The 14,875-nt window shown below is 35.5% G+C and carries 15 protein-coding genes; 4 read left to right on the forward strand and 11 right to left on the reverse strand.

The features are described 5' to 3' along the window. Positions 1-14: 14 nt before the first annotated feature. Together AC1Q51_RS20185 and AC1Q51_RS20190 are read right to left on the reverse strand one after the other, a co-directional pair. Positions 15-686 carry an ABC transporter ATP-binding protein gene (locus AC1Q51_RS20185; protein WP_000202606.1) on the reverse strand — a complete coding sequence of 224 codons (672 nt, stop codon included), beginning with the start codon at positions 684-686 and terminating at the stop codon, positions 15-17. Then, the gene (locus AC1Q51_RS20190) at positions 686-1,750 is read right to left on the reverse strand and encodes an ABC transporter permease (protein WP_072939034.1); all 1,065 of its coding nucleotides are present in this window, start codon (positions 1,748-1,750) and stop codon (positions 686-688) included. Before AC1Q51_RS20190 ends, AC1Q51_RS20185 begins: the two co-directional genes overlap by 1 nt. 185 nt (positions 1,751-1,935) lie before the next feature. Between AC1Q51_RS20190 and AC1Q51_RS20195 the strand changes: the two genes are divergently transcribed. Next, entirely contained in the window at positions 1,936-2,559 is a 624-nt protein-coding gene (locus AC1Q51_RS20195) for an ArsR/SmtB family transcription factor (protein WP_072939518.1), read from the forward strand. 69 nt (positions 2,560-2,628) lie between these two features. Continuing rightward, complete coding sequence (locus AC1Q51_RS20200) at positions 2,629-3,888, forward strand: MFS transporter (RefSeq protein ID WP_098282897.1); 1,260 nt, start codon at positions 2,629-2,631, stop codon at positions 3,886-3,888. A 151-nt stretch (positions 3,889-4,039) separates the two neighbouring features. On the opposite strand, the gene AC1Q51_RS20205 is transcribed toward AC1Q51_RS20200, so the two are convergent. The 5 genes from AC1Q51_RS20205 to AC1Q51_RS20225 form a co-directional block, all read right to left on the reverse strand. Then, complete coding sequence (locus AC1Q51_RS20205; protein ID WP_000821001.1) at positions 4,040-4,510, reverse strand: DinB family protein; 471 nt, start codon at positions 4,508-4,510, stop codon at positions 4,040-4,042. Positions 4,511-4,711: 201 nt separating this feature from the next. Then, on the reverse strand, positions 4,712-6,088 hold the full coding sequence (locus tag AC1Q51_RS20210) for a sensor histidine kinase (RefSeq protein WP_098284693.1): 1,377 nt from the start codon (positions 6,086-6,088) through the stop codon (positions 4,712-4,714). Between the two features lies 1 nt (position 6,089). After that, the gene (locus AC1Q51_RS20215; protein WP_000781973.1) at positions 6,090-6,767 is read right to left on the reverse strand and encodes a response regulator transcription factor; all 678 of its coding nucleotides are present in this window, start codon (positions 6,765-6,767) and stop codon (positions 6,090-6,092) included. Between the two features lie 152 nt (positions 6,768-6,919). Beyond that, positions 6,920-7,759 carry a YitT family protein gene (locus AC1Q51_RS20220; protein WP_000747488.1) on the reverse strand — a complete coding sequence of 280 codons (840 nt, stop codon included), beginning with the start codon at positions 7,757-7,759 and terminating at the stop codon, positions 6,920-6,922. A gap of 331 nt (positions 7,760-8,090) precedes the next feature. Beyond that, positions 8,091-8,732: an ATP F0F1 synthase subunit alpha gene (locus AC1Q51_RS20225; RefSeq protein ID WP_090977594.1), complete on the reverse strand. Its 642-nt coding sequence runs from the start codon at positions 8,730-8,732 to the stop codon at positions 8,091-8,093. Between the two features lie 309 nt (positions 8,733-9,041). Here AC1Q51_RS20225 and AC1Q51_RS20230 point away from each other — a divergent pair, with 309 nt between their 5' ends. Both AC1Q51_RS20230 and AC1Q51_RS20235 read left to right on the forward strand, forming a co-directional pair. Continuing rightward, positions 9,042-10,073 carry a S66 family peptidase gene (locus tag AC1Q51_RS20230; protein ID WP_000905881.1) on the forward strand — a complete coding sequence of 344 codons (1,032 nt, stop codon included), beginning with the start codon at positions 9,042-9,044 and terminating at the stop codon, positions 10,071-10,073. A gap of 75 nt (positions 10,074-10,148) precedes the next feature. Next, positions 10,149-10,559, forward strand: a complete 411-nt coding sequence (locus AC1Q51_RS20235) for a DUF3224 domain-containing protein (protein WP_090977593.1) — start codon at positions 10,149-10,151, stop codon at positions 10,557-10,559. Positions 10,560-10,744: 185 nt separating this feature from the next. Here AC1Q51_RS20235 and AC1Q51_RS20240 read toward each other — a convergent pair whose 3' ends face one another. From AC1Q51_RS20240 to serC, 4 genes are all read right to left on the reverse strand, one after another. Next, entirely contained in the window at positions 10,745-11,122 is a 378-nt protein-coding gene (locus tag AC1Q51_RS20240) for a hotdog family protein (RefSeq protein WP_075720234.1), read from the reverse strand. A gap of 84 nt (positions 11,123-11,206) precedes the next feature. Then, a complete protein-coding gene (locus AC1Q51_RS20245) occupies positions 11,207-12,454 on the reverse strand; it encodes a DUF1015 domain-containing protein (protein WP_001063081.1) in 1,248 nt (415 codons plus the stop codon). 13 nt (positions 12,455-12,467) lie between these two features. Then, a complete protein-coding gene (locus AC1Q51_RS20250) occupies positions 12,468-13,640 on the reverse strand; it encodes a 3-phosphoglycerate dehydrogenase family protein (RefSeq protein ID WP_000490222.1) in 1,173 nt (390 codons plus the stop codon). A 12-nt stretch (positions 13,641-13,652) separates the two neighbouring features. Beyond that, positions 13,653-14,735, reverse strand: coding sequence for a 3-phosphoserine/phosphohydroxythreonine transaminase (gene serC, locus AC1Q51_RS20255; RefSeq protein WP_075720042.1), 1,083 nt, complete (start codon positions 14,733-14,735; stop codon positions 13,653-13,655). Positions 14,736-14,875: the final 140 nt, after the last annotated feature.

Genomic DNA, 14,875 nt, shown 5'->3' on the forward strand with positions numbered 1-14,875 from the left:
CGGTTTTCCTTTTTTTATATTAACTGTCCATCTCGAAGCGTCAATATACGATCACATACATCAAGCATTCTTTCATCATGTGTAATCATAATTGCTGCTTTTTGGCTCTCTTTCACTTCACGTTTCATCATTTCAACAACTTCACGTGCGCGTTTTGAGTCTAAGCTTGCCGTTGGCTCATCCGCTAATATTAAATCTGGGTTGTTCATGAACGCACGAGCAATTGCTACCCTTTGTTTTTCCCCGCCAGATAGTTGATTTGGATAATGATTCTTTCTTTCTCCTAATCCAAATGCCGCTAATAAATGATCTGCACGCTTTTCGGATTCTTGTTTACTTTCTTTTTTTAGCTTTGCAATGTAAAGTAACTGTTCTTTCACATTTAAATATGGAACAAGGTTTGCAAACTGGAAAATGAATCCAATTTTTTTCAAACGAATGTCTGTCATTTCCTTTTCTGATAGCTTCGTAATATTTTGCTCACGAATGTAAATATCTCCTTTTGACGGTGATAATAAAGCACCCGCGATCGATAATAACGTACTTTTCCCTGATCCAGAAGGGCCAACGATTCCGATAAATTCTCCAGCTTTCACATCAAGCGACATCGGATGAAGGGCTGTTACTTCCGTATTTCCTTCTCCATACACTTTACTTACTTTGTCTAATTTTAATAATGAAGTCATTACATCCCGCCTCCAATTGCTTCTAATGCATCAACTTTTAATACTTGGTATAACGAAATAAGTGTTCCTAAAATACTAATTACGATAAAAATTGCTGCGTATTGTGCAATCATCGGTGTTGTTAATAAGAACGGCATACCCGCTGGTAAAATTTGTTCTAACCCTTGTACAAGAACGATACTAATTACCATCGCAACGACTGATAAGAATAACGCCTGTACGACTAAGCTATTTGCTAAATACGAGTTCTTCGTACCAATTGCTTTTAATACACCTAGTTGCTGTGTTTTTTGCAGTGTAATGACGTAGAAGAATACACCAATTAGTAATGCAGCGATTACAAGTAAGAACGCAATAATCATCGTTAACGTTCCTTGCTCTTCTTTAAATCCTGGAATACTTTGCAGTACTTCTTTTTTATCGATAACGTGAGCATTTTTAATTTCTTTATCTGTGTTAAGTGCGATTGCACTATAATCTTTTTGGTTTGGTTGTGAAATAGCGCCCCATACGTCTTCATTTACATAAACGACTGGTGTATGGCTAAACATTTGATCTTTCGTAAATCCGACGATTTTAAATTCTTTCTTTGAAACAGGATCGATAATTGTATCCCCAATATCGATTCCTTTTTCTTTAATTGATTCATCAGCAACCATTTCGTTGTTTGCTGTACCTAACTTCTCACCTTTTACAATGTTCGGTTCTAAAAATGTATCGCGTTCACTTGAGAAAATAGCGATATCAACCTTTTTCGAACTATCTTTCTTTTCATATGTTGAAACTTTCACACGAAACGGAACTGCCTCTTTCTCGCCTACTTGACTTACTACATTATCTACATCGTCTTTCTTAATTTGTGAACGAAGTAATTTATTTTCCGCATCATCTGCTAAAACGAACTTATTTGCCTCCATATTTTGAATCGATGAAGCATTATCATATGATAATCCATTTGCTAATCCTGAAATAACAAGGACTAAAAATGATAGTAACACCATAATGAGTCCGATTAATCCGTATCTTAATTTTGATTGTTTCAATTCGCGCAGAGCTAAAAACATTTCGCTCGCTCCTTCCTCTTTCTTTCTATGCACTAATCATAAAAAAGAAATATGAACGGAATATGAACAGAAGATTACAGAGTAAAAAAATAAATTTTCTGAAAGTATTGAAAATAAATAGAATCCTTGATACAATTCAGTCAAATAATATTGACCGAGTAATTTAATTCAAGGAGTTGATCATGTTGAAGCCCGTATTAACACTAACTACTTATAGCCAACTAAAAGCATTAAGCGATCCATTACGTGCCGAAATGATGATACGTCTATGCGAACGTCCTTATACTGGACAATTACTATCTGAGAAATTCGGCATTTCAAGGGCGAAAATTCATTATCATTTAAAAGAATTAGAAAAGAATGGTCTTATAGAGATCGTTTATACAGAAGAAAAGAATGGGATTGTTCAAAAGTTTTATCAATCTGTCGCTAAAGGCTTCACCCCTGCTACAGATCTATTACCTCATTTAGAAATATTAAGCGAATCAGGTCGCCAAATCTTTTTACAAATGATAGAAAGAACGAAAAGCCAAATTCTCGCTGCACCAGAAGAAGCTTTTACATTACGAAATGCAAGTGAAGATCCAGCTAAGTGGAATTACGTTTCATCCTGCTGGGAATTTGATGCTACGCCAGAACAATTTCAAGTGTGGGTGAAAAAGTTTCATCAATTGATGGCTGAATTAAACGAAATTACAAAAGGTGCAGATAAAGATCCGAATAGTAAACCTTATTATATTTCTACTACTGCACTTCAAATCGCTGAGAGAACAATGCAGCAATTTATTAAAAAAGAAGAAAAATCGTAATACGATTTTTTTTACATAAACGGTCAAATTTATTTTACCGAATAAATTTATTATAAAGGAGTAGATAAAGTGGACATATTAAAAAACCGGAATTTCCTCTTATTATTTTTAGGAAGAATTTTCACCAACATAGGAGATAGTTTGTATTATGTAGCCGCAATGTGGCTCGTATACAAATTAAGTGGTAATCCTTTTTATTCTGGATTGGCTGGTTCCCTTACGTTATTACCTTCTGCATTACAATTTCTTACTGGTCCATTCGTTGATAGATGGTCAATAAAAAACACCCTCGTCATCACACAAGTTTTGCAATGCATTCTTATTTTAATCATTCCTATTACACACTACTTCGACCTACTAACAGTCCACCTACTACTCATCATCATGCCAATCGTAGCCTTTATTGAACAATTCGCCTATCCCGCACAATCAAAAGCTTTACCACTTCTACTGCATAAAACACAATTATTAAAAGGAAATTCACTCTTCTCATTTGCATATCAAGGCATTGATTTAATTTGTACGACTCTTTCTGGAATATTAGTAGCACTATTTGGCACCATTACTTTATATGTAATCGACTCCTTTACATTCGCGATTACTGCCCTTTTGTTCTTTTCATTAAAAATGCCAAAACAAACTGAAGCAGACACAACACTTTCAACTAAACAATATTTTACTGATTTAAAAGAAGGGTTTTCAATCGTATTTCGTTCCTTAATGGGCGTCTTCTTAATCGGTTCCGTTGTCGCTAATTTTTCAATCGGTATGACGATGGCAATACTCCCTTCTTTCGCTGATTCTTTAGGTGGTGTAAAATTATATGGTTTCTTTTTAGCCGCTATATCCGCCGGTTGTTTAATTGGAGCACTATTCAGTTCATGGGTTGGTAAACATAATGTTGGCCGTGTCTCCATTATTAGCTTTGCGACTGGCGCTTTCTTTTGGTTTCTCTCAACGGTTGTACCATTTCAATGGCTATCCATTTTTTTATTCGGCTTAGCTTGGATACCAATTGGTGCGACCAACATATTATTTGCGACTATTGGTCAAATTGTAATTCCAAACCAATATCTTGGGCGTATCAATTCAGTCACACGAAGCATGGGCACAATTGCTATGCCACTCGGCTCTTTAATTGGCGGATACACTGCGAATGTATATAGTAGCCAACTCATTTTCGCGCTTGCTAGCATTGGGATTTTATTCATTTCCCTCGTATGGCTACTTCATCCGAAATTACGGGCTTTTCCAAAAGCTGATGAAATTACAGCGGATACTTTTGAGCTTCGATTTAAGGAAGAACACGGGAAAGGTGCGGCTTTATAGCAAACCAAACATAACCCCGTTCTAAATTAGGGACGGGGTTAAAAATATAATTATTTCATTTTGGATGTAAAATACTTCACTAAAAATATAACAATAAAGTCGTTTGAATATCTAAAATTTATTCAACAATAGCACCAACTAAAAGGTTCCGTTAACGCTTTGATGGCCATGCCCCCTGCATTTTCCTTAATTGAATAATTTGGCCTGTATGATAAGCATCATGAAGCATGATGTCCAGTAATTTACCTTCAAGTGAATTTTGTTCAAGCTCTCTTTCAGAAATTGCACTTAACACCTGTCTTAAATTACGCTGAGCATTTTCAGAGCGTTCAACGACTTCCTTCCATTCCGTATCATTATTAGATTGCTTAGTAAGATAAAAGGTGTCATTACCGTCAAGATTATGTGTCCATTCACGTCCTTCCAAGTTTGCAGCAAGTCTTTCTTTGTAATAAGTGAGATGATTAACATTCTCCCAAATGGTATTTGTTGTCTCTCCAGCTGGTTTCCACATAGCCTGTTCGGCTGTAAGTCCTTCTATAGCATGTTTAAACGGTGCATACCAACTCTCTTTATCGAATGTTGAATCTAGTACGTTTAATAACAAGTCAATTCGTTTCAAAGTAATTTCCTCCCTACACAGTTCAAGTTTTAATACACTCCCTCTAACTCTGTAGAGATTCTACATTTTTAAATAAACTTCCTCCTAATCCCACTCCATAAACTCATCCGATTATGCAATTAAAATGACTCATATTTTTTCATTTTACACGTATACTAGCGACAAAAAAAGAAGAGGCTGTTCCCAAACAGCCTCTTCTATCTATTTAGGAAGCTCCACCCGAACAGTCGTCCCTTCCCCTTTCGTGCTATATACCGAAACGGTCCCTTTATGCAGTTCAACAATCTTCTGCACGATTGATAATCCTAAACCGCTACCTTCTACGTTTCTTGCCCTTGCTGTATCTACTTTGTAAAAACGATCAAAAATACGTTCCATCTCTTCTTTTTCCATTCCGATTCCGTTATCGGATATAGAGATAATGACACTAGACTCTAACTCTTCCACGAAAAACTCAATCGTTCCAGCATCGTTTGAAAACTTAATACTATTCGTAAAAATATTACTCCACACTTGATGAAGCAAGTTTTCATCACCTTTAATTGTAATGTCCGGCACATCAAACTCAACAGCGATATCTTTCTCACGCCATTTCCACTCAAGCATAAAAATGACGTCTTTAATTTGCTTCTGCAAATTGAATTCTTTTATTTGTAGAACTTTCTCTTCTTTATCTAGTGATGCAAGCGTGAGTAACTGTTTACATAAACTAGACATTCGCTTACTTTCACCCTCAATAATTTGTAAGTAATGGTTTCTTTCTTCCACGCTCATCTTTTCTGTTTGCAACGTCTTCGAAAAACCTTGTATAGAAGAAAGCGGCGACTGAAATTCATGTGAAACGTTCGAAACGAATTCTTGTCTCATTTCATCTAGTTCTTTAATACTTTTCGTCATCTTTTGGAAGCTCGTAGATAACGTTCCTATTTCATCTTTTCGTTTTACGTCTAATTCAATTTTATATTCCCCACTCGCAATTTTTTGCGTAGCCTTCGTAAATTTACGGATTGGGCGAACGATATAACCTGCTGCAATCGCTATAAAAATAATACTTAATAGTACGATAAACCCAAGTAATACCGCTAAGAAAATTCGCATTTCGCCAAATTGGTTCTGAATGTCAGGACGAATAAATAAAGCGTACTGTTTATCACCGTGTTGCACTGGTACACCGACGCTATTAATTAATTCATTATCGAAAAACCCTGTAATAAAGAGACGAGTTGGATAGGTGGAAACACCATTAAACGTTTCTCCTTGCAATACTTTATGAACAGTAGCATCGCTAATAGACGTCTTACGAAACGCATTGCCAATACGCTTTCCATTCTTTTGATCATCGACAATATAAATTTCATACCCTAACTTTGCGATAGAATGTAAGTACGCCTCTTGATTTTCTTCACTTTGCTTTTCATATAACGATTTAACTTCTTCAGTATACTTTAAAATCTTTTCACTGTTATACGGTTTTAACTTCACTTGATAATATACGTTCGTTAATAAAAAGCCGATAATACTACTAAGTAGCATAATGCCGACCGTCATAAATACAAATCTAGAATATAGTGATTTCATCTTATTTCAACTCCAACTTATACCCGAGGCCGCGCACTGTCGTAATTTGAAAATCATCCGTTCGTTTTGAGAAACGATCTCGTAGTCGCTTCACATGAACATCAACTGTTCGTTCATCTCCTTCAAAATCCATTCCCCATACTAATTCAATTAATTCTTCTCTTGAAAATGTTCTTCCAGGATAACTAGCAAGTTGTGATAATAGCTCAAATTCCTTTAAAGGAAGCAAAATTGTTTGACCGTTACACTTTACTTCCACACCTTTTCGATCAATTGTCGTTCCGTGCAACGTAATAATATCTGCACTCAGCATTTGATAACGACGTAATAAAGCTTTCATACGAAAAATCACTTCAGCTGGTTCAAATGGTTTCACAATATAATCGTCTGTACCAGAAATGAAGCCTTTTTCTTTATCCACTAACTGGTCTTTCGCAGTTAATAAAATAACAGGAATATCATGATACTTCCGTATTTCTTCACATAACGTATAGCCATCAACAAATGGCATCATAATGTCTACGATCGCAAGATGAATATTTTCCTTCTCTAATACGTCTTGCGCTACCTTTCCATCTTCCGCCTCAAAAACTTGAAATCCCTCTTTTTGTAAATGATAATGCAACAACTCTCTAATATGTTTATCGTCATCAGCTAATAAAATATGTATCATCTTCATTAAACCCTCTCTCGTTCATCCTTCTACATCACTACATTAAGAAACAATTGAATTTTTTGCAAGAAAAAGAAAAAGAATCTATTTTGAAAAAAGATTATTCAAAATAGATTCTTACGTTTTAGTATTAAGATTATTTTAATGAAAAATAATTTCTATGCTTTAGAAATATCAACGAATCCTTCTCCAAATACGTCACGAACATCGTGTATAGCGATGAACGCAGCCGGATCTGTAGTTTGAACAATCCGTTTTAGCTTCACTACTTCTTGCTTATTAATAACAACATAAAGAATTTCCTTCGGAGTTTTCGTGTAATAGCCATGACCTGAGTACACAGTAACCCCTCTGCCCATTAAGGTAGTTACCTTCCCGGCAATTTCATTCGGATTATCAGAAATAATCGTAATGGCTTTCTTCGGATTTAAACCTTCAATTACAAACTCCATCACTTTCGTTGCTACATATAACATAATAATTGTTATCATCAGTTTTTCTGCACCAATGATGAAATACGATGAAAACGCAACAATTAAATCGAAGAACAGTAGACCGTAGCTAATGCTCCATCCTAAATATTTATGTGTCATCCTTGCTAAGATGGTAGTACCTGCAGTTGTTCCGCCAACACGAATGATTAGACCAATCCCGCATCCAATAAATATTCCTCCGAAAATGGCATTTACGAGCATTTCATCCGAAGCGATCGTCCAACCTTCTGTCAAATGAAGAAATAGTGAGTTTGTAACTACAGCAATGATTGTATAAATTGTTGTAATCTTATTTAAAAATTTATAACCGGCTATTAACAAAATCGCATTTAAAATTAAGTTAACTAAACCCGGTGACCATTCAAATAAATAGTACGTAATAATCGTGATACCTGTTACCCCGCCCTCACCAAACTCATTCGGGATAACAAACAAATTGACACCTAACGCAAAAAGAAATGCACCGATAATAATAAAAATAATGTCTGTCGTTCTTTTTTTCATACAGTACCTCACTTCTTATGTAAATATTTATTCTGTCATAAACTCTCACCATTATATCGTGGAATATTCAAATCGAACAGTGGTTTGTTTTTATTTTAATATAAGATAAAAAATCAACATTATTTATTATGTACTGCAAATAAAGTTTTGATTTCACCCGTAATTTACTCTTAAAAAGAAATGCTGAACATTGACTTGCACAAATTTCAAATAAAAAAGTACCCACCTAATTGTCATACGCAATGATAATTAGATGGGTACTGCATGATACATTTAGTTTTTACATGTATTGTTTGGAGAAAATTGCAAATAACGACTTATACTCGCCTTATTAAGACCAAATCCATACATCATCATTATTTTCAACGTTCGTCTTTGCTTCATGAACTTTTTCAATATGGTCAACTGTGTTCCAGTTAATAGAACTTCCGCCCCACCCTACATACTTCATATCAATTTTCACTTTCTCACCCACATTAAATACTTGTCCCTTTGTTAAGAGAACATCAATAATATCTTTCTTCCCGTTTAGCGATGGATACTCAACTACAACATATTTAGTAGCACCGTCTCCCTCATCTTCCATCGTTCCTACTTTTGATACTTCTCCAATTACATAATCGGGCGAGCCATCTTCTTTCATGTGCATACCTAACTTGTTTGTTGTATTTTCAACTGCAGTTGCAACCATGTACTCTGTAAAATTACGCATCATAGATCCAGTAGCTTTTACTTCATCTCCTACTTTCACGTTTGAAAGTGAATCAATATACACACTAACAGGTTCCTCATATTGCTTAGATTTTACAACAATCACACCGTTATCTACTTCTACTACTCGTCCTTCTAACGTCGAGAAATTCGATTCAATAGAAGCTGCACTCGCTTTTGTTAGTTCTAATCCTGGTACATTTGTTCCTGATAATGCTGCGATCCCTAAAGCACCTGCTAAAATTATTTTTTTCATACCCATATGTAACATCTCCATTCATGATAATTTTATTTTTTTTGATTGGTATCGACCAACCTGTAATCATTATAGTTACAGGTTGTAAAAATAACAACCGTTTTCCTCATGCAATGATGCATACTGTGATTTTCAAATATAAATTTTAGCAAAAAATATTTGTAAATTATTCCTATATTCAGCACTAATACTAAATTCTCAAATTACAGCAGGTGAACTTATTGAAGGCGGAGAAACTAATGTCATGTACAATGTTCTTCAACTCTACGGTTTGTATAGCCGTAGTTCATTAAATTATATAGGAGCGGGATTCATATGTTAATAAAGCCAAAGAGATTACAGCCAGGAGATATCGTAGCAACAGTAAGTCCTTCATGGGGCGGTGCAGGTGATTCTGAAATAAGATGGCGATATGAACAAGGAGTAAAAAGATTAGAAGAAGTTTTTAGTCTTACGGTTATCCCAATGCCAAATAGCTTAAAAGGTAGCGAATACCTTTATAACAATCCAGAGGATCGTGCGGAAGATATAATGACAGCATTTAAAGATACACGCGTGAAAGCAATTATCGCGAATATTGGCGGTGAAGATAGCATCCGGTTACTTCCCTATATAGATTTTAATGTGATACGCGAAAACCCGAAAATTTTTATGGGGTACTCTGACGTTACTATTTCACATTTATTTTGCCATAAAGCAGGGCTTTCCTCTTTATACGGTCCAGCAATTTTGACCGACTTTGCCGAAAATGTAGAGATGGATCCATATACAATTGAAATGGTAAATCGTACTCTCTTTTCAAATGAAACGATTGGAGAGATTCAACCAGCTTATGAATGGACAAGTGAGCATTTAGAATGGATTGAAATAAATAAGGATACAAGACGTACGATGCAGCAAAACAATGGATATGAGCTACTTCAAGGCTCTACCACTGTACAGGGGCGCTTAATTGGTGGTTGTATTGAAGTATTGGAATTTGCAAAAGGAACGGAACTTTGGCCTGAGAAAAAACATTGGGAGAATAGTATTCTCTTCTTTGAAACTTCTGAAGATCATCCAGAACCAAGTTATATAAAATATTGGTTACGAAATTATGCAGCACAAGGTATTCTGCAAAAAGCAAAAGGAATCATTTTTGGTAAACCGAAAGATGAACAATACTATGAAGAATATAAACAGGAAATATTGCAGGTTATGAAGGAACATAACTTAGAAGATTTGCCGATTCTTTATAATTTAAATTTTGGCCATACTGAACCGAAGTTTATTTTACCTTACGGTGCAATGGCAGAAATTAATTGTGAAAATGAATCTTTCTCTATTTTGGAAAGTGGCGTGGAATGAATAAAAACACTCCTATGAGATATGTCTGTGAATTGGTACTTTTTAAAAGTATATAATTGGAGGGAGATTACGTGTATGGAAGTAACATTTACAGTAAGTAAATGGGATGAAAAACCAATTGATGATACTAGAAAAGATTTCCCTTTTAATATTGCTCATGTCGAATATGATATTGATGGGGAATTAAAAGGAAAGGCTTTTGTTGAATACTTATTATATTATTTAGACTCAAATATAAATGATGGTCACTTAGCTACTGCTAAAATTTCTGGATTTTTACACTTTGAAGGGATTTATAAGGGGCAACAAGGGACATTTACAGCTCTAGAGCAAGGAATATTTGATAAAGGAAATTTAGATTCCCCAGGAACAATTATTAAAGCTACCGGTAACTTAGAAAACCTGAGAGGATCCTATAATTATCAGTTTACAGGTCAAACTAGTAAACTAATTTTAGAGTTTGAATTTCAGCAAAATACCTTATAATTTAGTGGAAAGGACATTTCTTGTAATACTAGGAATGTCCTTTTTGTTGACGAGTTTATTCAAGTTAAAAATGAACAGAGTATATTATCAGTATTCAGCAATGTATAAAATTTCTTCATGGGGGAATTAAAAATCTACACCCTAGAGACATCATGCCCCCACCTATTCATTTCTTTTCTTACTAATTAAAGAATAATCCCCGAAAAACTCCCCTTCATAACTTCCTTTTCAAGTTGATTCCTACATATAAACGTCGCAATAATTTTTGTACGATTTTTTTCATCAGGCTCAAATTGTTCAATAGTTACGTCACAACGAATGGTATCACCACTAAAAACAGGACGTAAAAATTCAAAACCCATTTTGCGAGCTAGTACGTTATAATCACCGCCAATTTTTGTAGGCAATGTTGATGTTAACAGCCCTTGTACAACAAATCTTCCCTGCTCATCTGGTGTAACATGATGAACGCCTTCATCTTTCGATACTTCTGTAAATAACGCAACATCCTCTTTCGTAAAAGTTCGTTCAAAGGTGATTTTTTCGCCTACTTGCAATTTCATCCATACCCCTCCTCAAAAACACTTGTAAAATAAGAAAAACCGAAACTAAAAATCATTTCGGTTTTTCTAACTAAAGAAGTCTATTTATTTTAAAGAATGTACAAACAACCCGCTACGCAGTTTCGGTTCAAACCACGTTGATTTTGGCGGCATGACTTCTCCGGCATCTGCGATTGCTAATAAAGCTTCCATTGATGTCGGATATAGTGAAAACGCCACTTTATATTCACCGCTATTTACAAGACGTTCTAGTTCTTCTAATCCACGGATTCCTCCGACAAAGTCGATGCGTGAATCAGATCGCGGATCATGTATTTCAAGCACTTGGCTTAATAAATGATCTTGCAGGATAGATACATCTAAACCTCTAACAAGATCATTCGCATCAAACGTTTCCTCTTTCACAGTAAGCTTATACCACTTCTCATTTACATACATACCAAATGATTTGGGCTCATTTGGTTTATACGGAGAAACAGTTGCTTCTTCTACATAAAAGTACTGCGTAATTTGATTTAAAAACTGTTCCTCTGATAAGCCATTTAAATCTTTCACAACTCGGTTATAATCCCAAATCGATAATTCATCATGAGGGAATAGAACCGATAAGAAGAAATTAAATTCCTCTTCTCCTGTGTAATTTGGATATTGTTCTCTTCGCATAAGTCCTACTTTTGCAGCTGATGCAGAACGGTGATGCCCGTCTGCAATATAAAGATTAGGAATATCTTCAAATGCGTTTACTAAAGTCGTAATTACATCTTCATCTACAATCTTCCACACAACATGCTTAACACCGTCTTCTGCTGTAAATGTATAAATTGGCGTATGTTCTTCTTTCCAGCTCCTAATTAAATGCTTTACTTCATCTTTTGTACGGTACGTTAAAAAAATCGGACCTGTATTTGCGTCACACACATCTACGTGGCGAATACGATCTAGCTCTTTTTCATGACGTGTTCTTTCATGTTTTTTAATTGTATCATCTTCATACTCATCAATAGATGTACAAACGACAAGGCCTGACTGCGTTCTTCCTTGCATCGTCAGTTCATAAATATATAGCGCTGGCTCTTCATCTTGTATGAACACTTCTTCTCGTATAAATTGCTTTAAATTGTCGCCCGCTTTTTCATACACGCGATCATCATACGGTGACAGTTCAGGATCTAAATCAATTTCTGCTTTATCAACATGCAAGAAAGAATATGGATTCCCTTTTACAACTTCCCTTGCCTCTTCACTATTTAATACGTCATACGGTAAAGCTGCCACTTGTGCCGCTTTTTCCTCTACTGGACGAATGGCCCGAAACGGTCGTATTTTTGCCACATTCCTCTCTCCTTTACACAATCATTCGAACGGCTACAACACCTGTAATTTTGCTTATATTTTCTACAATATTCTCTTTTATTATATCATCAATTCCGTTATCGATATCAATCATTGTGTATGCCCAAGAATGTTTACTACGATTAATCATATCGGCAATATTAATATGATGTTCTGCTAAACATCCTGTAATTTGTCCTACCATGTTTGGAACGTTTTGATGCATAATTGTAATTCGTTTCTTTCCGATATACGGCAATTCTACGTTTGGATAGTTTACTGAATTACGAATATTTCCTGTCTCTAAATATTCACGTAATTGACGTGCTGCCATTACTGCACAATTTTCTTCTGATTCAGACGTAGATGCACCAAGGTGAGGCGTCGCTGTTACATTTTTCATCTTTATTACATTTTCATTTGGGAAGTCCGTTACGTAATGTGTAATAATATCTTCTTCTAATGCTTTTTGAAGAACCTTTTCATCTACAAGTTCTCCTCTAGAGAAATTAAATAGACGCATCCCTCTTTTCATCTTCTCTACAGCGTGTTCCCCAATAATCCCCTTCGTTTGATTCGTAAGAGGAATATGCAGTGTAATATAATCACACGTTGCAAAAATTTCATCAAGGCTAAATGCTCTTTGCACATGTGTAGAAAGACGCCAAGCTGTTTCAACTGAAATATAAGGATCATATCCGATAACATCCATCCCTAATGCTAACGCATCGTTCGCAACTAAAGCACCAATTGCGCCAAGTCCGATAACACCTAGACGTTTCCCTGCAATTTCTGATCCAACAAATTGTTTTTTTCCTGATTCAACAAGCTGTGGTACTTCTTCACCCTCTAAGTTTTTCGTCCAACTTACACCATTAATAATGTTACGTGAAGACATAATAAGACTGGCAATAATGAGTTCCTTTACAGCGTTTGCATTTGCCCCCGGCGTGTTAAATACTACAATTCCTTTTTCTGTACATCGCTCGACAGGAATATTATTTACACCAGCGCCAGCTCTTGCAATCGCCTTTAAGTCTTTTGAAAACTCTTCTTGATGTAAAGAGTAGCTACGAAGCAAAATCCCATCTGGGTGATTGATTTTATCCCCTACTTCATAACGTTCTTCAGTAAAAACTTGTAAACCTTTTTCTGCAATTTGATTTAACGTTTGAACACGAAACATATCCCCATCTCCCTATCTATTCTCAAGCTCAAATTCCTTCATATAATCTACTAATTGTTGTACGCCGTGTGCTGGCATCGCATTATAAATACTTGCACGCATACCGCCGACTGAGCGATGTCCTTTTAGCGTAACGAAACCGCGTTCCTTCGCCTTTTGTAAAAACTCATTATTAAGTTCTTCTGACGGTGTTGTAAATGGAATGTTCATAAGTGATCGATACGCAGGGTCAACTGGTGAAGTAAACAATTTAGATTCATCTAAAAAATGATAAATAAGTGAAGATTTCATTTTATTTTGTTCTTCAATCGCAGATACTCCGCCTTGCTCTTTCAACCACTCTAGTACAAGTTTTGTTACGTAAATACTAAAGGATGGCGGTGTATTATATAAGGAGTTATTTTTACTGTAAGTTTCATAATTTAACATTGTCGGACAAGAGCGATCTGCTCCCCCAATTAAATCTCTTTTTATAATAGCAATCGTTAAACCCGCAGGTCCTAAATTCTTTTGCGCCCCCGCATATATAAGACCAAACTTCGAAACATCATATCTCTCTGATAAAATATTTGAGGACATATCCGCAACGAGCGGCACTCTTTCTACATGTGGAATTTCCACATATTTTGTCCCCTCAATTGTATTATTCGTTGTAATATGTACATAATCTAGTTTTTCATCACTTAATAAACCGTCCAGTTTAGGAATCGTAGTAAACTTCTCTTGCTCGGAAGAAGCAATCACTTGTACTTCCCCAACTTTTTCGGCTTCTTGCAATGCCTTTTTAGACCATGAGCCAGTTAGTACGTATCCAGCTTTTTTATACGTATTCATTAAGTTCAACGGTATCATAGAGAATTGTAATGACGCACCGCCTTGTAAAAATAAAATATCATACTCATCAGGGATGCTCATTAATTCACGAAGTAAGTTACTCGCTTCCTCTATAATACTTTGAAAATAAGAAGATCGATGACTCATTTCCATAATAGACATGCCTGTCCCGTTATAATTTAATAGCTCCTTTTGCACTTTCTCTAAAACTGGCAAAGGGAGTATTGATGGTCCTGCTGAAAAATTATAGACTCTCTCCATTACCCTCATAACCTCCCTATTTCTCATTGGATTATTTTTTAAACTTTCTGAATTATAACCTAAAATATAATATGTGGTCAATTTGTTTTCTATTATTACGGCGCAAGACGCGATGGAATCGCTTGCAAGTGCAGACTTTT

The organism is Bacillus sp. MT94 (genome assembly GCF_058792475.1).